General features: G+C 34.1%; 17 protein-coding genes and 1 riboswitch. Of the genes, 5 read left to right on the top strand and 12 right to left on the bottom strand.

Annotated elements, in window-relative coordinates; genetic code table 11:
* Window positions 1-66 precede the first annotated feature (66 nt).
* The 5 genes from gldM to topA form a co-directional block, all read right to left on the bottom strand.
* Complete coding sequence (gene gldM / locus EMN46_RS05775) at window positions 67-1620, bottom strand: gliding motility protein GldM (RefSeq protein ID WP_154199728.1); 1554 nt, start codon at window positions 1618-1620, stop codon at window positions 67-69.
* A gap of 29 nt (window positions 1621-1649) precedes the next feature.
* Window positions 1650-2600: a gliding motility protein GldL gene (gene gldL, locus EMN46_RS05780; protein WP_154199729.1), complete on the bottom strand. Its 951-nt coding sequence runs from the start codon at window positions 2598-2600 to the stop codon at window positions 1650-1652.
* 22 nt (window positions 2601-2622) lie between these two features.
* A complete protein-coding gene (locus EMN46_RS05785; RefSeq protein ID WP_154199730.1) occupies window positions 2623-3960 on the bottom strand; it encodes an SUMF1/EgtB/PvdO family nonheme iron enzyme in 1338 nt (445 codons plus the stop codon).
* A gap of 33 nt (window positions 3961-3993) precedes the next feature.
* Window positions 3994-4911 (bottom strand): type IX secretion system membrane protein PorP/SprF, encoded by a 918-nt coding sequence (locus tag EMN46_RS05790; RefSeq protein ID WP_154199731.1) that lies wholly within the window; start codon window positions 4909-4911, stop codon window positions 3994-3996.
* A gap of 247 nt (window positions 4912-5158) precedes the next feature.
* Complete coding sequence (topA, locus tag EMN46_RS05795) at window positions 5159-7591, bottom strand: type I DNA topoisomerase (RefSeq protein WP_154199732.1); 2433 nt, start codon at window positions 7589-7591, stop codon at window positions 5159-5161.
* Between the two features lie 220 nt (window positions 7592-7811).
* On the opposite strand from topA, the gene EMN46_RS05800 reads away from it, so the two are divergent.
* Window positions 7812-10187, top strand: a complete 2376-nt coding sequence (locus tag EMN46_RS05800) for a transglycosylase domain-containing protein (protein ID WP_154199733.1) — start codon at window positions 7812-7814, stop codon at window positions 10185-10187.
* 43 nt (window positions 10188-10230) lie between these two features.
* A riboswitch (cobalamin riboswitch) is annotated at window positions 10231-10433 on the top strand.
* A gap of 236 nt (window positions 10434-10669) precedes the next feature.
* On the top strand, window positions 10670-12004 hold the full coding sequence (locus tag EMN46_RS05805; protein ID WP_154199734.1) for a sigma-54 dependent transcriptional regulator: 1335 nt from the start codon (window positions 10670-10672) through the stop codon (window positions 12002-12004).
* Window positions 12005-12272: 268 nt separating this feature from the next.
* On the opposite strand, the gene EMN46_RS05810 is transcribed toward EMN46_RS05805, so the two are convergent.
* Window positions 12273-14807 carry an ATP-binding protein gene (locus EMN46_RS05810; RefSeq protein WP_154199735.1) on the bottom strand — a complete coding sequence of 845 codons (2535 nt, stop codon included), beginning with the start codon at window positions 14805-14807 and terminating at the stop codon, window positions 12273-12275.
* A gap of 295 nt (window positions 14808-15102) precedes the next feature.
* Between EMN46_RS05810 and EMN46_RS05815 the strand changes: the two genes are divergently transcribed.
* The 3 genes from EMN46_RS05815 (at window position 15103) to EMN46_RS05825 (ending at window position 17997) form a co-directional block, all read left to right on the top strand.
* A complete protein-coding gene (locus EMN46_RS05815; protein ID WP_154199736.1) occupies window positions 15103-15954 on the top strand; it encodes a hypothetical protein in 852 nt (283 codons plus the stop codon).
* A 325-nt stretch (window positions 15955-16279) separates the two neighbouring features.
* Window positions 16280-17134 carry a hypothetical protein gene (locus EMN46_RS05820; RefSeq protein WP_195715192.1) on the top strand — a complete coding sequence of 285 codons (855 nt, stop codon included), beginning with the start codon at window positions 16280-16282 and terminating at the stop codon, window positions 17132-17134.
* Between the two features lie 476 nt (window positions 17135-17610).
* Window positions 17611-17997 carry a hypothetical protein gene (locus tag EMN46_RS05825; RefSeq protein ID WP_154199738.1) on the top strand — a complete coding sequence of 129 codons (387 nt, stop codon included), beginning with the start codon at window positions 17611-17613 and terminating at the stop codon, window positions 17995-17997.
* Window positions 17998-18060: 63 nt separating this feature from the next.
* Here the strand turns inward: EMN46_RS05825 and EMN46_RS05830 are convergent, their stop codons facing one another.
* From EMN46_RS05830 to EMN46_RS05855, 6 genes are all read right to left on the bottom strand, one after another.
* Window positions 18061-19014, bottom strand: a complete 954-nt coding sequence (locus EMN46_RS05830; protein WP_154199739.1) for a mevalonate kinase — start codon at window positions 19012-19014, stop codon at window positions 18061-18063.
* Between the two features lie 9 nt (window positions 19015-19023).
* Window positions 19024-20061 (bottom strand): diphosphomevalonate/mevalonate 3,5-bisphosphate decarboxylase family protein, encoded by a 1038-nt coding sequence (locus EMN46_RS05835; protein WP_154199740.1) that lies wholly within the window; start codon window positions 20059-20061, stop codon window positions 19024-19026.
* 107 nt (window positions 20062-20168) lie between these two features.
* On the bottom strand, window positions 20169-21104 hold the full coding sequence (locus EMN46_RS05840) for a GYDIA family GHMP kinase (RefSeq protein ID WP_154199741.1): 936 nt from the start codon (window positions 21102-21104) through the stop codon (window positions 20169-20171).
* Between the two features lie 6 nt (window positions 21105-21110).
* A complete protein-coding gene (locus EMN46_RS05845; protein WP_154199742.1) occupies window positions 21111-22436 on the bottom strand; it encodes a hydroxymethylglutaryl-CoA reductase, degradative in 1326 nt (441 codons plus the stop codon).
* 39 nt (window positions 22437-22475) lie between these two features.
* A complete protein-coding gene (locus EMN46_RS05850) occupies window positions 22476-23468 on the bottom strand; it encodes a type 2 isopentenyl-diphosphate Delta-isomerase (protein ID WP_154199743.1) in 993 nt (330 codons plus the stop codon).
* 54 nt (window positions 23469-23522) lie between these two features.
* Window positions 23523-24743, bottom strand: coding sequence for an acyl-CoA dehydrogenase family protein (locus EMN46_RS05855; RefSeq protein ID WP_154199744.1), 1221 nt, complete (start codon window positions 24741-24743; stop codon window positions 23523-23525).
* Window positions 24744-24876 lie beyond the last annotated feature (133 nt).

Genomic DNA, 24876 nt, shown 5'->3' on the forward strand with positions numbered 1-24876 from the left:
TAATTAGTAATCTTATTCTTCTGTAACTCGATTTAAATTAAATCGATAAAAATAACTTATTAGAGCTTATTTAACTCTAAACGATATCGCAGGAAGATTACGGATCGAACCATCAGGTCCAACTGCCTTAATATCCTCTATATAAACTTTCTGTTTCTTTCTTAAACCTTTCAATAACTTGATCTGGGCTCTAGTAAAATAATCAGAAGTTGATTGTTCATCTCTTGTAAAACCTTTCACCTGAGTTGAAACAGTAAAGCTTTTAATTTTAAATTTCAAATCGAAATCAAAATTATCCATTACAGCATCAACACCAGTTTGCATGGCCAAAAGATTCTTGTTAATTGTACCACTATTTTTGCCAGCAACCATAGCAACAGGATCAGGAATAGGTTTCACTCTAAATTCAACTGATTTTAAAGTACGCCACTTACCATCCAACTTACCTTCGACAAGAACATTGGCCATTTTCCCAATAACTTTGGGTCTAGCTATATATCCTTTACCTTTTTTAATAAGTTGCCCATTATCAACAGTTGCTCTAATATTAGCAGCTGTAAAACCAGGAGCAGATACACTAACAGGATTATCTACACCTGCATAAAATACATTCATTTTAGTTGGTGATACTACAACTTGCGGTTCACTAACAATATATTCAGCTTCAAAAGGATAATCCTTTATTTCACCAGATGGAGTCGTATAATAAACCACACCACCCCATGATTTTTGTCCTAATTCAGTTTCCTTACGAGAATAAATACCACGTCTAGAGTTAGCATCAAATTTCTTTATTTCCCCTCCTCCAGTTAACTTTATTCTCGGATTCTGAGTTGTATCACTAGCTGCTAAAAACACTTCAGCTTCGTAACTATCTCCTTTAAGAACAAAATTGGACTTAGCAATCACCTGAGCTTTCAACTTATTAAAAGGAAACGACTCTGCTTCAATCTGATTAAATAAATACTTTACAGCATCAGATTCAACCGACCTAATATCCGTTTGTAGTTTAGACAAAAGAGTTACTGCTCCTACCAAAGGTATGTGCGAAAACTGCAACGATTCCCATGAATAAGCTGGATCCCCTGGTTTTTGTTTTGGTGGATCATCTGTATTCAAAGTCGAAGCAATAGTTTGTTTAAACAAACTATCTTTTACTGGTATCATTCCTAATATATGTTCTCTATAACCAGAAACTTGAGCCTTTAAATCTTTACCCTTACCACCAACAATCATAAGTTGAGCAGCAACATCGATATTATCCTTCTTTTGGATACTATCTAAACGACCTTCAGGGCCGTCAGCAAGTTTAACTAAATCAAGTTTATAGTTCTGAATTTCCTCACAAAGCTCGTTCGCTTTACCTTGGATTTCCTGAGCTTTATCCCAAGATGGTTTTACCTTAGTTGTATTCGCATCTAAAGCTCTTTTAAAATCACCGTAGATAACCTGATTCTTTTCTTCAAAGGTTTTAACAGTTTTTGATAAACCATTATCAATTATAGTAAAGGCATCTAATACTTCGTTTGATACGTTTATTGCCAACATTGCTGTTAGAAATAAATACATCATTCCGATCATTTTCTGCCGTGGTGTCTCTTTACAATTCGATGCTGCCATGTTAGTATAAATAGAAGAATTAGTAAATATTAATTTTTATTCTTACTAATATCCAAAGCACTCAACATGTTACCATACACTGAATTCAACGCAGATAAACGTTCATTTAATGCCTCAGTTTCTTGTCTATATACTTTCGTATTATCAAGAGTCACATTAAGATTTTCGACAATCTCATTAAAATTTTCATGAACTTTGCGTCCTTCTTCAATCTGATTGTTTGAATGTTTTAATTGAAGTTCAAACACAGAATTTAATGACGCTAATTTTTCATTAAGAGATGTCATAGACTCGGCATAACTTGTTCCACTATCCGATATGTTTGAGAAGTTGCCCTTCAAACTTGTTTTAAATTCGTCATAAGTGTTCAACAACTTATCTCCAGACTCTTGAACTTTATCAGAAAATTCACGCCCATTATTTGAGACATCATTTGCTAATTGACTATATGATTGACTTAATTGTGTCGCTGACTCCGAAATATTTTGAGAAGATGTATTATAAGAATCAGAAAGGGTACTTACCGATTCACTAGCATTTCTAAGAGTTTCAATATAACCTTCTGTTGCAACGGCTGCTTCAGACATATCTGAAATTCTCTCTGCAGCATCTGAAAGCTTACCTAATCCTTGACTCAGATTCGTTAATTTATTAGAATCTATACTAACATTCTCAAGGAATGATTGTAATTCATCTAAACCTTCAACTTTAAGGCCTCCGCCTTCTCTCTCTCTAGGATCTAATCCAATTAATTCTGGGTATACCAGACTCCAATCTGGTTCTTCATGCGGTGGTTCAAATGCTGAGAAGAAAAATATAATCACCTCTGTAAGCATTCCCAGAGTAAGAATTGTACCTGCATGCGCCCAGTGTTGAATTTTAAAAAGGGCACCTAATAATACAACGGATGCACCCCATCCATACACATACCCCATAAACCTTTTCCACCTAGGAGATTCTACTAGTTCAGTAATATTCATAGTAACTTATTTAGGATCTAAATTATTTTATATGACGAGTTCTAACACATCTGAAACCAATATAAGACTTTGCAGTGTCTTGGTATTCATAAGTAGAAACACCACACTGGAGGAAGTACCCAATATCTTTCCAAGAACCACCTCGCACAACTTTTCTTTTTAAAGCTGGAGGATCGTTAGGTAAAGCATTATATTGGTAGTTTGGATTCATATCATGTGTAAAACTGTAAGCAGATTCAGCATATGCAGCAGAAGTCCACTCGGCAACATTTCCTGCCATATCATAAAGGCCATAGCCATTAGGTTCATACGTACCAACAGGCAGCGTAACAAAACCACCATCATCGGCATAACTACCTCTTAATGGTTTAAAGTTAGCTAAAAAGCATCCCTTATCATTACGAGTATAGTCCCCACCCCAAGGATAAAGGTTTAATGAAATTCCACCACGTGCAGCATATTCCCACTCAGTTTCAGTTGGTAAACGATATTCTGGAACAGAATATTTTCCCGCTTTTCTTAGAGCTGAATTATGCAAATTTGTTCTCCAATAACAAAAAGCACGAGCTTGCTTCCAATTGACTCCAACTACTGGATAATTATCAAAAGATGGATGCCAAAAATATTGTTCAGTTAATGGTTCATTATACGAAAAAGTATAATCGTGAATCCAAGCTAACGTATCTGGATAAATATTCAAGGTCTCTTTAATTATAAATGATGATCTATCTTCGATACTTTTTCTGCCTCCTTGATAATCATCAACAAGTCCCTCGTACTCACCTGTTTCACTATTGTAGCGATTCGATAAAAGAGCAGCTTGCTTAAAGTCAACCCACTGAAAAGAATAAATCAATTTTCGAGAATCAATTTCCTTTTTATTTGAGAACCTCTCATGCTCAGGCACATACATTTCCTCAAGTAATTCAGAATATTCATCATTATCCCAGTCAATTTCTGTATCCCAATTAAGCGTTGGAGGCTCAATTAAATTGCCATTTTCATCCTCTGTGTTTAAAAACTCGTCGAATTGCTCACCCAATTTGGTTCTAGCAATAGAATCACGAACCCATTCAACAAATTGTCGATACTCATTATTGGTAATTTCAGTATCATCCATCCAAAAAGAACCAACAGAAACGCGTTTCGATTGAGAATTCAAAGCCCATGCTGCATCCTGATCGTTAATTCCTTGAGTAAAACTACCTCCCGGAATTAAAACCATTCCATATGGAATAGGTTCTAGATATCTTCCTTTACTACTACCTCCTACCAATTCGCCACCTTCATTATTTAGAAGACTGCAACTAGATAAGCCTAATAGAAAAACTACTCCTATAAATACAATAAATTTATTCATAATCTTATAATTTGTACTCTGCACAATTTTCAACTACAAAAAACGAATACTCTTATACCTCTGCTGACGCTTGATCAAACTCGGGGTAAAATGATAAGCCAACATAAATTCAAGCGAAGGCTTTTTAATATCTGATATGGAAACATCATAAGCTATTCCAACATCCAAACCATTTTTTAATAATACGCCTACTAAAAATACAACAGCGTCATCTACTCTATAAGAAACGCCGCCACGGTATTTTTTATTGTATATAACATTTGTATTAATATCATATTGATTACTAACAGCATCTGTTTTGAAAAAAACGGATGGTATAATATCAATTTGGCTCGTTACTTCATGCTTATAACCAGCCATAAGATAATAATGTCTATACAAATAAGTTTCTAAACTTTCATTATAAGCCACGTTTGGCTTATTTATATGACTTATTGCTGCTCCTAAATATAAAGCTTTACTTCTATAATAAAAACCTAAGCCAGCATCAAAAACCATTTTACTGGCATCAATACTCGTTCCATTTAAGAGAGCATCACCATCATCTAGTGCTTCCCAATCTCCTTTTAAGGCATTATTTTGTAAACCTAAACTAGCTCCAACATTCAAAGCGCCTTTTAAAACCTTAAATTGATAAGCATATTGAAATTTTATATTGGTTTTATTTTCAATACCAAGCTTATCACTCATTACAGTTAAACCTAAACCGTGTATTCTTCGGCCAATTTTCAAAGGTACGTTACCATTAAAAGCCGTCGTTACTGGAGCATTTTCAAATCCAATCCATTGTTGGCGATTGATAACCGACGCAGACATCTGATCACCTACACCCGCAAATGCAGGATTAAAAGTAAGTAAATTATACATGTTTTGACTGAACTGAGGATCTTGCTGAGCTTTTGAAACTAAACTACTCCCTACAATCAATATGATGAAAAATACCTTTTTCATAGAATACGAACAAATTCTGTACTAATGATAATCCCGTTTGCTGTAAAGTAAGTAATAAAATTCATCTAAAACAAGCTTCATCAAGATAGAGACTACATTAGTCAAGTAAAACACCTATTCTACATTAATATAAAAACAGTCTAATTTAAACATTTTCCCTGGAATAATCATTTTTATGTACACAAAAAAAAATCCAACGAATAATTTCGTTGGATTTTTAAATCATTTATTAAGCTATTTTAAAGACTTATTCCTTCTTTTTAGCAACTGTTTTTTTCTTCTTTGTCACTGTTTTCTTAGCAGCTACCTTCTTCTTGGCTGGAGCCTTCTTTTTAGCAGTAGTCGTCTTCTTAGCAGCTACAAATTTTTTCTTCTTTTGAGGACCATCCTTAATTATTTTCAAACAATCTTCATAAGAAAGTTCCTTAGGATCAATATCCTTAGCAAGTCTGTAATTTTCTTTCTGATAAGAAACATATGGACCCCATCGGCCATTCAAAACCTCTATTTCAGCATCCTCTTCAAAAGATTTAATATGCTTCAAGCGATCCTTTTCGCGTTTTTCTTCAATTAACACAATAGCTCTTTCCAAATCTATAGTCATTGGATCGTCAACATCCTTTTGTAGAGATGAAAATTTACCGTCGTGACGAACATATGGTCCAAATCGACCTATAGCAACAATCACTTTTTTATCTTCGTAAAGTCCCAAATCTCTTGGCAACTTAAACAAATCAATAGCCTCTTCTAAAGTAATTGTTTCAAGATGTTGATCTCTATGCAGGCTTGCAAATTTAGGTTTCTCATCCTCATCTCCTTCAACACTTTTTCCAAGCTGTGCCATTGGACCATAACGTCCAATACGAACAAGAATTACTTTACCTGTTTTTGGATCATCACCAAGAATTCGCTCTCCATTTGAACGTTCGGATGTTTCAAGTGTTTTTTCTACATTTTCATGAAAAGGGAAATAGAATTTACCCAACATTTCATGCCAAATTAAATTACCAAGAGCAATTTCATCAAATTCCTTTTCTACTTCAGCAGTAAAATTATAATTCATGATATTTGAAAAATGCTCCACTAAGAAATCAGTGACAACCATTCCTATATCAGACGGAAAAAGTTTTTTATTTTCAGCTCCCGTTATTTGAGTGTTGATTTCTTCTTCGATAGTATTATCAACCAAGTTAAGAACTTCATATTGACGCTGAACTCCATCACGCGATTCTTTAATCACATAACCTCTATTCTGCACCGTAGTAATTGTAGGTGCATACGTAGATGGTCTACCAATTCCCAATTCCTCAAGTTTCTTAACCAAACTTGCTTCAGTAAATCGTGGAGGACGAAGTGTGAAATTTTGTACAGCCTTGATGTACTCATTCTCTACCTTGTCACCAACATTTACCTGAGGAAGAAGTGATTGTTCTTGCTTCTGTTCTTCATCGTCATTCGACTCTAAATAAACCTTAAGGAAACCTTCAAACTTAATCATCTCACCAGTTGCTACAAATTTTTCTTCATTTGTAGAAATACTAATTTTGATATTTGTTTTCTCAAGTAAAGCATCACTCATTTGGGAAGCTATGGTACGCTTCCATATCAAATCGTAAAGACGCTTTTCATTAGATTCCCCTTCGACTTTTACTTTGTTAAGATAGGTTGGACGAATAGCCTCGTGAGCTTCCTGAGCACCTTTACTTTTTGTGGTATATTTTCTAATTTTCACATAGTCTTCACCATGTAAATCTATAATTTCTTTTTTTGCTGCACCTAAAGCTAATTCTGATAAATTAACAGAATCTGTTCTCATGTAGGTAATATTCCCAGCCTCGTATAAACGCTGGGCAACTGACATAGTTTGAGAAACGGAGAACCCTAATTTACGACTTGCTTCTTGCTGTAGCGTAGAGGTTGTGAAAGGAGCCGCAGGTCTTCTAATCGATGGTTTCTTCACGATATCATCAATATGATATTCTGCGTTCTTACAAGATTCAAGAAATTTAAGCGTTTCCTCTTTTGTGTCAAATCGCTTTGGAAGTTCAGACTTTAGAACTTTATTTGATCCATCCTTATCTGTAACTAAAAAATGAGCTACAATTTTATAGAATGATTTCGATTTAAAAGCAATAATCTCACGCTCTCTTTCTACAATTAGTCGTACAGAAACGGATTGCACACGACCTGCAGACAAAGAAGGCTTAACCTTTTTCCAAAGAACTGGCGATACTTCAAAACCAACAAGTCGATCAAGAATACGGCGAGCCTGTTGTGCATTTACCAGGTTGTTATCTATATCGCGTGGATTATCCACAGCCTTAAGAATAGCTTCTTTTGTAATTTCATGAAAAACAATACGTCTAGTATTCTCTTTCTTAAGCTTTAACTCTTCAAACAAATGCCAAGCAATAGCCTCTCCCTCCCGGTCCTCATCAGATGCGATCCAGACAATCTTAGCTTCCTTCGCCAACTTCTTTAGTTCTGTTACAACTTTCTTCTTGTCCACCGAAACAATATATTTAGGCTGAAAGTTATTCTTGATATCAATACCAAAATTTTTCTTATCAAGATCTCGAATATGCCCAAAACTGGACTTTACAAGAAAATTATCACCTAAAAACTTCTCAATTGTTTTCGCCTTTGCAGGGGACTCAACAATAACTAAATTCTCTACCATCGCATCACTATTTATGGAAAATCGTGCTCTAAAATTTTGTGCAAAGTAAAAACATAAGCGACCTATAATCCAAATTATTATAAGACTATTTTTTAAAACTCTTTTTTTGAGTGCTCTATTTCTGAAGTAAAAATTACTCGTGAGAATTGTTGTTTTATTTACTATTTTTACCGTTTGATAGTACATAAACAAAGCCGAACAACACTTAATTTTAGATAATATGACTGAGTCAGATCTTATTAATAAAGATGGTAAACCTAGAGAATCAAAAAGTTTCAAAAAATATATCATCGCATTTTGGGCTATATTTTCAACAATTGTTCTAGCTGTTTTCCTTCTATTTATAGGTATCTCAAATGGAATTTTTGGTTTTATGCCAAGTTTCGAGGAACTTGAAAATCCCAAAAACAGTTTAGCTACCGAAATATATTCTGCAGATAAAGTCCTTTTAGGAAAATTCTATTATCAAAACAGAAGTTTTGTAAAATATGAGGATTTATCTCCAGACATGGTTCATGCCTTAGTAGCAACTGAAGATGTTAGGTTTTACGACCACTCCGGTATCGACTTAATCGGCTTATTTAGAGTTGCTAAAGGACTTATTACCGCAAACAAAAATGCAGGTGGAGGAAGTACTCTCTCTCAACAATTGGCTAAAAATCTTTTTCCTAGAGAACGATTCAAGAACAAGCTTGATATGGTATTCAGAAAATTTAGAGAATGGGTAATTGCTGTTAAATTAGAGCGTTCTTATACGAAAGAAGAGATTCTAACGATGTATTTAAATAAATATGACTTTTTAAATCTTGCTGTAGGCGTCAAATCTGCGGCTCGTGTTTATTTTAATACAACTCCAGATTCTTTAAGCATAGAACAGTCAGCCATGTTAGTTGGTATGGCTAAAAATTCATCTTATTATAATCCACTACGAAGACCTGAATTGACTCGTGACAGACGAAATACAGTACTCAGTCAGATGGTAAAATACGATTTCCTTGACCAACAGGTTTCCGATTCACTTAAACAATTACCTCTTAGCATCGATTACCAAAAAGTAGATCATAAAAGAGGTATCGCAACTTACTTTAGAGAATACCTAAGAACATCATTAACTGCAAAGAAACCGGTGAAAAGTAGATATCCTTCGTGGCAAAAACAACGGTATATTGAGGATTCTCTTGAATGGCAAAATAATCCATTTTATGGATGGTGTCATAAAAATAAAAAAACAGATGGAGAATTTTATAATATATATTCAGATGGTCTAAAAATTTATACAACCATCGATTCTCGTATGCAAAAATATGCTGAACAAGCCGTAAAAGAACACCTAGGACTGGACCTCCAATCTGCTTTTAACAATGAAAAAAAATATCATAAAAACCCACCTTTTTCAGATGATTTGAGCGATGAGCAAGTAAAAGATAATTTATTTAGATCGATGAAAAGAAGTGAAAGATATCGTGTTTTAAAAGACAAAGATCTATCACTTGATTCTATCAAAAAGATTTTTGCTACACCTACAAAAATAAGAATATTCACTTGGAAAGGGGAGCGTGACACCATTTTATCACCTAACGATTCAATGTTATATTACAAAGGATTTCTTAGAGCTGGTTTTATGTCAATGGTACCTCAAACAGGTGAAGTAAGAGCCTATGTTGGTGGTCCAAACTACAAACACTTTATGTACGATATGGTGAATAATGGTAAACGCCAAGTTGGTTCTATCATTAAACCTTTTCTTTACACAGTTGCCATGCAAGAAGGCTTAACGCCCTGCGATAAAGTTCCTAACATTCCTCAAACATTCGATTTGGGAAATGGAACCACATGGACATCTCGAAATTCAACAAGTAAGAGAACAGGAGAAATGGTAACTCTTAAATGGGGATTAGCCAACTCAGTTAATAATATATCGGGTTGGGTTCTTAAGCAATTCAAGCCACAAGCAATTGTGAATATGGCTAAGAAGATGGGCGTCATCAGTCGAATCGATCCTGTGCCTTCTATATTCCTTGGAACATCGGAAATTACAGTTCGCGAAATGGTTGGTGCATATAGTACATTCCCCAACAAAGGCGTTTACATTAAACCACGATTTATCTCTAGAATAGAAGATAGCAAAGGTACCGAAGTTGCGCACTCTATTCCACAAAAACATGAGGTGATGAGCGCCAAAACAGCTTATTTAATGACAAACCTTCTTGAAGGTGTAGTGAAACAAGGAACAGGAGGACGACTAGGATGGAAATATAACCTTCACAATCCAATAGGAGGAAAAACTGGGACAACACAAAATCATTCAGATGGATGGTTTATGGGTGTTACGCCAAACCTTGTTTCTGGAGTTTGGGTAGGTGCTGAAGACAGAGCTATCCATTTTGAAGGTATTCGACTAGGACAAGGAGCCAATATGGCTTTACCTATTTGGGCTCTTTATATGCAAAAAGTGTATGCTGATAAATCTTTAAATATGTTTCAAGGTGATTTTGAAAAACCTAAAGGCTTCAATATTGATCTTGATTGTAATACACCATCAACAAACACTAGGAAAAAAGGTTTAATCGAAAATGAAGAAGAAGATTTCTTTTAAAACAGTGATAGAAAACTATTGAAAAATTATCATTTTTTAATTAAACTTGTAGAACGATTTGGGTTTCGAAAGGAATAATAGGGAATCCTGTTAAAAACAGGAGCTGTCCCCGCAGCTGTAAGTCTCGGTTCAATTAATTTTGGATCTATATTTTGAATAAAACAACCACTGTTTTTCCTTTGGTAAACGGGAAGGTATTCAACATTGAGATAAGCCAGAAGACCTGCCTATAGTCATGAGTTTAGCTTTCGGGTAAGAAAAGCAGAAAGTCATTTTAACCTTTCACTTTTTTGACGCAAGCAGAGTTGATCTTTGCCATAGATCTTCTTGCGAAAATTCATAAGTAACTGTTAGAAGGATTGTAAAATTGCTCCTGCAAGCTTACAATCCTTCATTTTTTCTCAATACATAGTATTCCATCGAAGCTTTTTAATTAATTTTGTTTAAATTGTTTGTACAGTTAAGTTTATAATAAACTCATTATGAATAAAATCCTCATTATAGATGATGATCCTACGATCTGTATCATGCTTCAAGGCCTTCTTAATAAAAAAGGTTTCGAATCTGATATTGCTTTTTCTGCCAATGAAGGATTAAAAAAATTTAAGAGTTTTAAACCAAACCTAGTCATAAGTGATTTTCGCTTACCCGACATCAATGGACTTGATCTTCTAAAACAAATAAAAAGTTTGAATCCTCACACGCCAGTCATCATTATGACGTCTTATGCTGAAATTCGAACTGCCGTAAATGCCATAAAATTGGGAGCTTACGAATACATAACTAAGCCACTTAATCCTGAAGAAATTCTTATTCTTATCAAATCCGCTATTTCAAAATCAGGAAAAAAAGATAAAGTTAATATAAAGCCTAAGATCGAATTTGTTCGTGGTAAAAGTCCAAATTCCATTCAAATAGATCAATATATAAATCTAGTGGCTCCTACCGATATGTCTGTTATTATTGAAGGAGAAAGTGGTACTGGTAAAGAAATTGTTGCTAGAAGAATACATGAAGCTAGTGCACGGAAAGACAAACATTTTGTAGCTGTAGACTGTGGTGCCCTATCGAATGAATTAGCAGGAAGTGAATTATTCGGACACACCAAAGGTTCGTTTACAGGTGCAATTACTGATAAAAAAGGGCAATTTGAGTTTGCTAAAGGAGGCACCTTATTTCTTGATGAAATAGGTAACCTTTCTTACGAAATACAAATTAAGTTACTACGAGCAATACAAGAAAGAAAAATAAGACAACTTGGTAGCAATGAAGACATTGACACAGACGTAAGAATCCTGGTTGCAACCAACGAAGACCTAATGAAAGAGGTTGACAAAGCCAAGTTTAGAGAAGATCTATATCATCGATTAAACGAATTTAAAATATCGGTTCCTGCTCTTCGTGAAAGAAAAGAAGACATCAGACTTTTTGCTGACAACTTTCTAAAGTTATCGAATGATGAATTAAATAAAAACATTACTGATTTTTCTGATGAGTTTATTCTAAAATTAAAAGCTTACAACTGGCCTGGAAACTTAAGAGAACTTAGAAATGTGGTGCGAAGAGCCTTACTTTTAAGTCCTGGTGAATCTGTTGAAATTTCAGCTTTACCTCCAGAAATACTGCATTATCAAGAAAGTACAAGCATTGCTGACAGCACTACAGACCTGAAACTGATACAGGCTTCAACAGAGAGAGATAAGATTATTGACATACTACGCGAGGTAAATAACAATAAATCAAAGGCAGCACGTCTACTCAATATTGATAGAAAAACGCTTTATTCTAAAATGAAGCAATACGGTATTGAAGGATAGTATTTTAAAACAATAAATGAAATGACAAAAAAATTTATAGCTCTAACTTTTTACTATTTACTGGCAGTTGCTCCATTATTCCTTTTTTGCACAGAATTATTCGACAAGTTTAATTTAGGGCTTTTTTATCTACTAATATTCAGACCATTACTTGATGGTTTATACCTCACTTATTGGTCTAAAAAATCTCAGATTGATTACTTCATTCCAATCTATTCTCATTCTAAATATTTCAGAGTTTTTCATGGAGGTAAACTGTAATTGTCAACTAGTCTTTTTGCAGATCAATAATTTGCTCAAAAACCTGATTTGAGATCTCTTCCAATTCTAAGATTGCTTTTTTCAATTTATCTGGGTTCTTAAACTCTGTATCTTCCTTATGAATCAGCTTTTCAAGCTCAATAAGAATTTTACTAGCTGACTCAATCTTAAGCTGTCGATAAGAACTCAGCATTCTATGAGCCAACTCACCTACTTGAGTATAATTAGAATCATTACAAGCATTATTTATAAGTTCTAAACTCTCTTTGGCTACACGAACAAAACTAGTAAGCACTTTATTAATTAGAGCTTTATCTCCTCCTGAAAATTTTTCTATCTCAGACAAATCGAACAAGAAATTATTAGGTTCGGAAACTACAAGCTCTTTTTCCATTGAGCTCGCTTCTAACTTTAGATTTAACTGCTCGCAGAGTACTTTTAGCAAAGTATCTTCTTCAAATGGCTTTAATAAATATGCCGACATACCCTCTTTAATATATTTATCCAGATCAACCTTACGAACATTAGCTGTTAAAGCAATAATCGGGATATCAAGATTTAGAGAAGTTCGAATATTTTTGCATAAGTCGACACCACCCATTTCAGGCATATGAATATCAGTCAATACAATATCATAAGTTGTCTTCTTAAAACAATCTAAAGCTTTTAAACCATTATTTACAAAACTTGTTTTAAGCCCCCAGCCTTTAAAAATAGTTTGCATCAAAAGAGAACTGTACTCATCGTCTTCGGCAACTAATATCGTTTTTTGCTTAAGCTCTTCGGGCACTTTATTTATTGACTTAAACACAGAAGACTCTACGATAGCCTCACCTTTATTAATAGGTAAATCTAAGCAAAACTCTGAGCCTTTATCCAATTCACTATTAACATTTAATTCTCCACCAAGCATTCGTGCTAATCGTCTACTTATAGATAACCCCAAACCTGTACCTCCATATTTTCGTGCAGAAAAAGACTCGGCTTGACTAAAATCTTCAAATACACGCTCCAGTTTATCAGCTGAAATACCTATACCCGTATCAACCAAACACACTTTTAATGTATTCTTATCTCCATTCGATTCTAAGAATCCTTTAATTTTCACCGATCCTTCTTCAGTAAATTTTATGGCATTAGAACCTAAGTTTAACAAAATCTGTTTTAAACGAAAGGGGTCACTCTCAAAATAATATTCATCTTCACCTTCATAAGACCAAGAAAATTCAATTTTTTTCTTTTTAGCAGATTCACTTAAAAGATTATAAACCTCTTGAATAAGTTTTTTAGGTTCAAAATACTGCTTTTCAACCACCAATTTACCAGCTTCAATTTTAGCCAAATCAAGAATATCATTAACTATACCAAGCAAGTGATTCGAAGAGTTACCTATAACCTTAGCATACTTGGCTTGATCGGAATCCAATACCGTTTTATCTAGCTGTCTAGAGAATCCAATTAAAGCATTTAATGGTGTTCTTATTTCATGACTCATACTTGCTAAAAACTCTTCTTTTACCTTAGCTAATTCCTCAGCCTTAGCTTTTGCAATCATGAGTTGCTGCCTTAAATAATCGGATTTAGAAAGATCGAAAAGCGTAAATAATATAAAAAGAACACCAAAAATAAACCCGATGATTATAACAAAAGCGATAAGAATTATTGAATCTTTTGCAATACGTTCGGTCTGCTTTACTTTCTTATTAATATCTCTAATCTGTTGCTGTTCTATCTCTGTCAAAAGTTTTTTTATCTTTTGAAGTATAATCGAATTTTCGTCAACAAGCTTAAGTTCCTCACTCCTTAATCTAGCTCTATTTGCTTGCTCTTTCATACGAGAAGATTCTAGTTCTTCCCTAAAACTTTTGAATAAACTATCTTGTTTTTGAAGAAAACTACTATCAATATGAACTACTTGACGTTCAATTACACGATCAACAACTTCATATTTCGATTCTTTTTTCTTTCCAAATCGAATGCCCAAGAAACTCTTAGGTTCATCAACCTTCTTTTTTATCTTTTTTATTGTATCAACAGTAGTTCGCTTGGTTAAAGAGCTTTCAAGTTCAGAACGAGAATACTTCGAAGCAACACTCAATTCTTTTAAAGCTTGCTTATTATAGTTAATTCCTTCCTTTTCCTTTTTAATTGTAGCAAAAGCATTTAATTTTTGAGAACGAACATCAATCAAAAAAATCATCGAATCAATCATTTGGATTGAATGCCTATTACTGATCTTACTCGAACGCAAAGAATCTAGTTCATTCTTTATGGATTTAACTTTTTCCCCAAACAAATCTAGGTATTGTTCCTTTTTAGTCAATGAATAAACTCGAATGTGATTTTCAGCTTCAGAAAGGTCGGTAAGAAGATGATTCATTTGAGAAATTTCGGCATCAGGCTTAGAAATTTGTGAAACAGAATCCATCAGGCGTTCATAACTAGTATACCCAATAAAACCTGAGCTCACAATGGCAATAAGTAATATAAGATAACCTGCAATAACTTTAAATTTAATATGTTGATCTTTGGTTTTTACCATAGGAGTTAAACTCTGTTTGTAAACTACAAATTTAGAGGATTTTATATATAATCTGATATTAAGTTACTACAATTGAGGTTTTCTGACTCAATTATGGCTAAAAACTCCACAATTACAAATTAGAAAATAAACTTGATGATTGTGTCACATCTTAACAAAATAAATATAGAATACACATTTCCAGAAAGTTGAAGACAAAATCAAAAATTTAAAGTTTACAATTTAAAATCTGGCACAATATTTACATTATAGGTTAACAGAAATCAACCCGAATCTCAAAATAAAGATCGAAAATATGAATCGTATTATCATTGCATTATTAATTCTACCATTTTTTATTGCTTGTAATCAAAAAGAAATAAAACAGCTTAAGGAACAAAATCTTGCTCTTGCAAAAGTTACAAGCGAAAAAGAAATCGCAATTAATGATTTTGTTACAACGCTAAATTCAATTGAGGAAAATCTAGATATTATTCGAGTAAAAGAAAAAATTGTCACTGAAAACTCTGAAAATCCAGACAAATCACAAAGAACTAAAATAGAAAGCACCCTTACTTCAATCAATGATATTTTAGAGCAAAACCGCTTAAAAATTGATAATTTAGATAAAAGAATCAATAAGAGTTGGTACCAAAATTCAAAACTTAGAAAACTGACTACAAGATTAAAAAATGATGTAACAAGTAAGGAAGCCGACATTGTAATTCTTACAGAACAAATTGCTAAACTAGATATCAAAATTGATGGTTTAAACACACAAGTTGATAACTTAAACACAACAGTTACAGACTTAGCAACACAAAATACTGAAAATTCTAAATTGATTGAAGAAAAAACGAATAGCTTAAATACAGCATATTACTATATAGGAACGGCTTCGGATTTAAAAGAAAAACAAATTGCTTCAAAAAAAGGCGGAATTATTGGCGTTGGATCAACAACCATTTTAGATGAAAATTTTAATACAAAAGAATTCAAAGAAATAGATATTCGTGAAACGAACTTAATCCCTATCAAAGGAGAAAAAATTGATTTAGTTACAACACATCCTCTTAGCTCATTTAAATTTGAAGCAGGCAAGGGCTTATCAATAATTAATATTGAACAATTTTGGAAAAGTTCTAAATACCTTGTTATTAAAATTTGATAATCAAATACTACTGGAGCTACTTAAAAGAAAGACTATCCTATCGGATAGTTTTTCAACTTTTAGAACATATATTCCTATTTAAGTAAAACAATTGCATTACATAATTGTGTATTTGCACCACAACAGTGGGGAAATATTCCACAACTTATTTCCACAACATATTATACAGTTTGTTACACTCCTGTTATTACTCATTAAAAAATGCAGGTACAGAGAACTTTACCTGTCAATTCTCAATAAACTCGCTACTTCAACATTTTTGGCACAATATTTACTATATTTATTATTGAATTTATTTTGAAAAAACGAATAGAACATGACTATGAAACGTATTATTATTGCATTATTAATCCTACCTTTTTTTATTGCTTGTAACCAAAAGGAGCTTGAACAATTAAAGGCTGATAAGGTACAACTTACAGAAACACTTAAACAAAAAGAGGTTTCTATCAATGATTTCGTATCTACTTTGAATTCAATCGAAGAGAATCTTGAGATCATTAAAGAAAAAGAGAAAATTGTAGCAGTAGCTTCAGAAACACCTACAAAATCTCAAAAACAAAAAATAGCTAAGAACATAGCTTCTATCAACAATTTAATCGAGCAAAATAATGCTAAGATTGCTGAGTTAGATAAGAAACTTAAAAGTAGCTGGTACCAAAACTCTAAGTTGAGAAAATTAACAGAACGTTTGAAAGCTGATGTTGCTCAAAAAGAAGCTGACATCGCTGCTATGAAAGAGCAAATTGCTCAACTTGATATTAAAGTTGAAGGTTTAAACTCTAACGTTACTAAATTGAACACTGCAGTTACTGAATTGACTACAGAAAATGCTGATCAAGCAAAAACTATTAGCGAAAGAACAACTTCTATGAACACTGCTTACTATGTAGTAGGTTCTACTTCTGAGCTAAAAGCTAAGAATGTAATTTCTACTAAAGGTGGTATCATCGGAATTGCTTCTGCTAAAGTTTTAAATGAGAATGCTGATACAAAAGAATTTAAGAAAATTGATATCACTGAAACTACTTTGATTCCTGTTGAAGGAAAGAAGATTACAATGGTAACTACTCACCCTGCAAACTCATACAAGTTTGAAGAAGGTAAAGGAATTACTATTACTAATGCTGACGAATTTTGGAAATCTTCAAAATTCCTAGTAGTTAAAGCTCGATAATCAATATATGGTTGAGTTTTAAGGTTGTCCAAGAAAGGCTGTTCATTACGAACAGCCTTTTTTATTTTTAGTTTTTTTCCTTTTCCATCCCATAAAATAAGGGGTAATTTACAAGACTTGAGTTTAGCATTTCTTCAACAAAAAGAAAAATATTTTAGATTGGCTTAAAGGTTAGTTTCTTGTACTTTTTCAGCCTGAAATTACTATAATTACAAGTGTTATTGGTTTTACACAGTAAATAGTCAACAAGAATCAGCCTAACTTAATTCTTTTGTTTACTATTTGCATTTAAGGCGAAAAGTAAAGACTAGCAGTCTTAGCGAAAAAAACATTCCTTAAATTACAACATAGGCCTAATGCATATTTATTATGCTTAAACCCGATTTTTATTCCTGATATAAAATGTCCTTGCCATGTTATATTATCCTAATTAATTCGTATTTTTATTTATTCTAAATAAATGAAAGCAATTAAATATGAACAAAGTACATAACATCAATACACTTTACGCTCTACTTCTAATCCTATTGGGAGCATTTGGTTTCATTATGAGATATGTTGAAATGGGAGACACTCAATTTACAGCACTTATTCCCGCTGTATTTGGTCTTATCCTATTAAGCTTTACATCGGGAATTAAAAACGGAAATTCAGTAATCGCTCATCTGTCAGGCGTTTTAACACTTGTACTAGTTGTAATGTCAGTAGTAATGCTAAGCAAGGGTTTTGTAGCTGAATTCAACCTAGGACGTAAGCAAATTATATTTCTTCTCGTTATAGTAGGAGGTATTTATAGTCTGCAAGCGCAATTCCGTCATTTTAAAGCACAACGTAAACCAAAGTCAAAGGCAAATTTGAAATAGAATTAAAATTAACTTTATAAACTAAATCCCGATTTACATTAGTAAATTGGGATCTGTTTTTTATCAATTATTCTGATATACCGTAACTATTTTATGTCCTTTTATCTTGAGTAGCTCCTGAGTTTGACTGTAGTTTTGCGTAAAACCTAAAAGAAAACCACCACCTCCCGAACCACAAAGCTTAAGTGAAAACATCTTCTTTTCGAGACCTAGTTCCCATATGGAAAGGAATTCGTTAGGTATCATAGAACGGAAATGTTGTAATTGAAAGCTCGAAAGCTTCGCTACATTATTAAAGAAGGGTGTAGACTCACCTTTAATCAATTCTTCAATACAGCTGTTGTTGAGCGGAATGAATTCCTTTTTTATTTGTTCGGAATAGACTTCTTCTTCACAAGATTTAAGAAAGGCCTTAACCAATGGAGCCGTATTACCTTGTTTATCGGTATCAACTAAAAATATAGCACTATTCTGACCAAACTTACGACCAGGAAGGGTTACCAATTCTATCTTTTGTGAATTATGAATCAGCAAAGGCAATTTTAGATATGAATTTAAAGGATCTAAGCCCGAACTTTGTCCATGAAAACCCGATTCCAATTGAGAAAATATGCTTTTTAATTCAGTAATTTGCTCTGCTCTAATAATTCGATTATTAGGTATAGTTTTTATAGCATACTTCTTATAAATGGCTGCACACAAAGCTCCAGAACTACCCAAACCATAACTTTCGGGTATGCTCGACTCAAAATACAAACCTCTAGTAACATCCTTTTTTAACAGCTTAAGATGAATAAAGGAATCGAACTGATTTTCTTCTATATAATCACAAAATTTCTGAAGTTCCAAATTCGATCGGCGAGCAAAAAGCCTATCAGTATATTTATTCTCATCGATAAAACTCAACTCGCCTTTAAAATGCGTGTAGGGTATACTTAATCCCATAGAATTAAACAGGACAGCATACTCCCCAAAGAGTAAAATTTTAGCGTAATATTGTTCGGGTCTATGATTCATTTCAAAGTCTTATTTAATTCTTTTAGGTCCGTCTCCCATACCATCCTGAATATATTTTCCATCTTCCATAAGGTCAACTAAGTCTTGCTTTATAAAATTCAAAACAACATTCTCTTCAGCTTTAGGATATAAAAGGTGAATATTTGGACCTGCATCCAAGGTAAAACATAAAGGAGTTTGCGTTTTCTCCCTAAAGGTCTTAATCCGTTCGATGACAGTCAATGTATTCGGTTTTAACAAGGTGTAGGATGGATTCGAACTCATCATTAAACCATGCAAACTAAGTGCTTCATTCTCTACAATTCGAATAAATCGATTAAAGTCTCCATTTGCTAATACATCAAGTAATTCAGACATGTTTAATCGTGCCTGTTGAAAACGAGCACTTGCATAAGGATGATTATTCATTAATGCGTGACCAGCCGTACTCGACACTTTTTTTGCAGAGGAATCTATCATCAAAATCGTATCCTGAAGATCTTGAAAAATAGGATGAATCGTATCTTTTAGAGGGATAGCATAATAATCTGAGCTCTCTAAATAGCCTTCCGAATCACCCCAAATAGCATAGTTTCCAAATACCGAGCGAGAAGCACTCCCCGAACCTAAACGCGCAATTCTACTAGCTTTTTGTAGAAAAAAACTCTTTGGCATTTCCATTTCATCAATTGCCTCTTGCATAGAGCAAAGACAAAGTGCAAGAGCACTCATTGCTGAAGCCGAGCTCGCAATACCTGCCGAATGTGGAAAAGTATTTGAGCTTGATATTTTAAGTTGATATTTAGTGACACAAGGTAAATCGTTCGCAACAGAATTTATAAATCGACTCAACTTGTCCTCAAAAGCTTTATTCTCTTTTCCTTCGAAAAGGTATATGAGATCTTTCTCACCATCCTTTTTGAGCGAATAAGTGAGTTCGAAACGAGATACCGCGTTTTTTAAACTCATGCTTAAGGAAGGATTACAAGGTAATTGAACCTCCATTTTGCCCCAATATTTAATCAGAGCTATATTAGATGGGCTTTCCCAAATGATCGTATTTTTCATCCAAGTATAATTTTATATTCTGGTCGGATGGAAGCCGCCATTTTATTTGTTTTTGAGTATGTTAAAGCTTTTCTCATGGCCCGACACATTCTACTAAATTTATTTTCTTACAAATCAACTTCATCTTCGAGCACCATATTCCCCCAAGGGATAAGTGTATTTAAGCTTTTAGATTTGAAATAATTTGTCAATGTATTTTTGTCCCAATCGCTTCGAACCATTGCAAAATCGCCACCCCAAGCACCTAAGGATTTAATGGATCCTTCAAAATCGGAAAAAGCTAATTTCTTAATACTTGATAAGCCTAATAAGCTTGATATAATAGCTTCGTGCTCATCAATAATCTTATCAAAATCTGAAGCCAATACGGCATCTAAAAGATTCAGTGATAAACTAGAAATTTCTTGAATTTCACGCGTATAATCTCTGTCTTGAGCTAAAAATCGTTTAACCTCATCTTCTGATTTTTGCTTTTTTCCCAAATACAAAAAGTAAATCTGATCTTTAAATTTTGGAGAAAAAATACAAGCTTCAGTCCAGATCTTATTATTTACTCTCTGAAAAAGAATAGGTGTATTACTCTGTGCACAAGCAATGTCGTAGCCCGATGCTTTTGATACTTTACCTAGCAAATCGAATGCATCCACCTTAGCCCACTGAGCAATATTATTAATTAGAGTTGAACTAGAACCTAAGCCCCAATCTCTATTAAAATTTAAATGCGTTTCCAATCTAAAATTTGTACCGTTAAGAAAATCTGGATTCATCGATAAAACTTGTTTCAAAAGCTCAGCAATAAATTTTTTCTCATCAGATATATTCTGATTTCCCCCTACAATCTCCTCTTGAGAAAGCTTAAAATTTAGCCACTCAGCATCATTCTCATAGGCTTGCCAAATTAAACCCTCATCCGAATTGGGATGCACGGCAAGAGATTGTCCATACTGAGTCGGAACACCCAAGGATAAAGCCCCTTTCAACACCAAATACTCTGCAGTAATCAGGAGTTTCCCATTCGAATAATAAAACTGTTTTTGTTCCAAATCTACTTATTTAGTATTTCTAATGGCTTTCAAAAAATTTTCAACCTCACTATAACTTACAGTTGATTTAGCAAATCGAGTTTGAGCCTTCAGTTTCTCAGCCTTATTAGCATTGAAGGTATTCAGCAAGTTTGATAAATGCATTTTCATATGTCCATGCTGAATTCCTGTAGTTACCAATGAGCGAATTGCACCAAAATTATTAGCTAAGCCAGAAGCAGCTGTCATCATCATAAGTTCCTTTGCTGAAGGATCACCCAAAAGTTCAAGTCCTAGTTTTGCTAAAGGATGAAGCTTTGTTAAACCACCAACAGTACCCAAGGCAAGTGGTAATTTCAGTTCGTATTTAAAACGACCGTCACTAATTGTAGCCTTGGTCAAACTTTTATATTTTCCTGTTTGCGATGCCCAAACGTGAGCATTCGCTTCAACAGCTCTAAAGTCATTCCCCGTTGCCAATGCCACAGCATCAACCCCATTCATAATTCCCTTATTGTGCGTACAAGCTCGGTAAACGTCGAGCTCAGCAATTTGTGTTGCTTTCTTAAATTTATTGGCAAAATCCTCACCAGACATACCATCAAAAACATCATCTAAATCCTTAATATCACACTCAACCCAACATTCCACTAGGCAATCAGGGGTGTAGTTTGATAAAATCGACATGATAATCTCACAGTCACGCTCCTCATCGGTCCAATCTTTTTGGCTTTGAATAAATGATTCCAAAGTGCTAGCCATCATCTCCAAACAAGAGTTTATAAAATTAGCACCCATGGCATCGAGCGTATCAAAACTCACGTGCAGCTGATAATAGTTCTCCATTTCATGACTCATATCAACTAAAGACAAGTCTGAAATACCACCACCACGACGTCGCATATTTTTAGTTAAACCATGCGTTGCACACAACAACTCTTTCTTCAAGTCAGGAAAAGCTTGCTTTAAACGGTCACTTTTCCCATTCCACAAGAAATGAACCTGCCCTGTTTTTTCAACAGAAACAACCTTTGCTTTAAAACCACCACGACTAGCCCAAAACTTAGCTGAACGCGAAGCTGCGGCAATCACAGAACTTTCCTCCGTAACCATTGGAAGGTGATACACCTTATCGTTTATCACGAAATTAGGCGCAATTCCAAATGGCAAAAAGAAATTTGATAAGGTATTCTCACTAATCTCATCTAACAAATTCTGCTGCTCTAGATCATCCAATCTGAAATAATCCAAATCCGCTTCAATTTGCGCTCCCTTTCCACTTATATCTCCCAAGCACCTTAATTTTTCAATACGTGAAAGCTTCGAAAAGCCTGTTATTATCTTATTGTCCATAAGGATATTTTTTACACCAAATTCTTCAATCTCATTTTACTAACGAAGATTCAAATAAGCCTCGGCTAACTTTAGCCCCTTAACTTGACTCTCGATATAAGATTCAAGCACTGAATATTCGTCCTGAGCGTATTTTAATAAAGCTGAAGCCTGCCCATAAATAGCTGGCATCTTACTTTTTTTCATCAAATAATAACCATCTAAACAGGATGTAATTCCTCCTGATATGATTAATTCTTTACACTTAATACTTTTATTATTCTCATAAATATGGTTTGCCCATTGGAGCATCTCATCAGCATTATGACCTATTTCACTCAAAGATTCCAAGACTTGCTCTGCCTTTTCAGGATGACGCATTAATTCAATTTTTGCAAAATTAGTTCCGCCAAAAGCTCCAAACTCTAGGGCTTGAAGAGGCAATTTTAAAAGAGCCTCTATACTCTTAGGCCCCATGCCTTGTCCAACTTCTTTTACAATTAGTGGCACCTTAATTTCCTCCATAAATTCTTGCAATGTTTCTAAAGGAGAACGCAATAATTGATCTCCCTCAGGCTGCAAGCTTTCCTGCATCGGGTTTATATGTACAATTAAACCATCAGATCGCAAATTTTGAAGCATAGCTTCAACTTTATCCAAAGCCTTCTCTTTAATCAATGTTTCAATCTGACAGATACCTAGATTCGCATAAAGAGGCAAATCATCACCAATGACTGATCGCATATCGAAGTCAGCAAAATGAGCCTTACTATCGAGTAAGGAACGACACGAGCCTAGGCCCATTCCCATTCCGAATTGAGCGCAAGCACGAGCTAAATTCAAATTGATTTTAGCTGCTTTTTCGGTTCCACCCGTCATACTCGAAACCCAAATTGGTGTGCGCAATTGCTTACCCAAAAACTCAAAAGGCTTCAATTCCTTTTCAGGATGTGCACTTAAAAGAGGTTCATAATAAAACCGCTTATCTCCCAATGCATTTTCCATATGCGAAAGGAGAGCCAAATCAATATGATCTCGTTTTCTGTCAGTCATTATTTTTTTCTGTTATCAGTTGTTGGTTATCGGTTGTCTAAACTTACTTTATCCTTAGTTATCCTTTAAACTTGATTTCGCTTTATCATCATCCACTTTAAGCCTTATCCTTGATTTTTCTTTACCCTTATCACTTGTTATATATCTTGAGATAACTAAACGAAGTATCTCCGAAGTTCCTTCTCCAATTTCCAAAATTCGTTGATCTCTATAAAATCGTTCAACATCTGAGGATTTTAAAAGTCCATGAGCGCCATGAATCTGAACGGCTTCGTTCGCCACTTCCCTAGAAATTTCAGAACAATAAAGTTTAGCCATTGCCGCTTGCTTGCCAAACTCATGTCCATTATCCTTCAACCAACAAGCTTGATATAATAAAGCTCTAGCTGCTTCAATTTTTGTGGCCATATCAGCCAACTTAAAAGCAATGGCTTGAAATTTCACGATAGGCTTGCCAAACTGCTCTCTCTTTTGTGCATATTTCAATGCTTCCTCGTATGCACCTTGAGCTAAACCAAGTCCCATTGCAGCAATGGTCAAACGTCCAGAGTCCAATGTTTTCAGCATAATTTTAGCACCTTGACCAAGCTCTCCTAAAAGATTAGCTTTTGGAATTTTGCAATTTTCGAAAGTCAAATCAGATGTATCGGAAGCACGCCACATCATTTTCCCTTTCATAGGATAAGCATTAAACCCTACGGTATTCCGATCAACTAAGATAACAGATAATTCCTTTTCACCAGCTTTCTCGGCCGTAATTACTTGTAACGTAACACCTAAAGATGATTCAGAAGAACCATTGGATATAAATTTTTTAGCTCCATTAATTAACCAATTTTCATTAATTAACTCAGCCTTTGTTTGCGTTCCTCTTGAGTCAGAACCTGCATTTTCTTCTGTTAAACCGAATGCCCAAACATTTTTACCAGTACACAATTTAGGTAAATATTGAAGCTTTTGCTCTTCAGTCCCAAAATAATAAATAGGCCCGATACCCAATGAATTATGAGCTGCAAGTGTTGAAGCTTGTGAAGCATCAACCCTAGCCATTTCCTCAACTGCAATTATGAGTGATAGATAATCTTTTCCTTGTCCACCATATTGCTGTGGCAGATAAATTCCAAAAAGCCCCAACTCACCCATTCTTTGAGTAAGACTCGAACTAAACTCTTCATTCTCGTCCAAATCTGCTGCCAAAGGTTTCACTTCTGTTTCAGCAAATTCTCTTACTTTAATTCTAAGCTCGTCGTGTTCTTTATTTATATAAGGACTCATATTTTATATTAGTTTTTCATTTAATATCAGACTCAGAAGTCTTTTAATAAGCAAACCTATATAAAATCCTCTATCTCTAAAAATTATTTAGAATTAATTTTAATAAAAATGAATGTTTAAGGTAAAATTAAAA

Origin of the sequence: Ancylomarina sp. 16SWW S1-10-2, from assembly GCF_009669305.1 — a bacterium.
GTDB lineage: Bacteria > Bacteroidota > Bacteroidia > Bacteroidales > Marinifilaceae > Ancylomarina.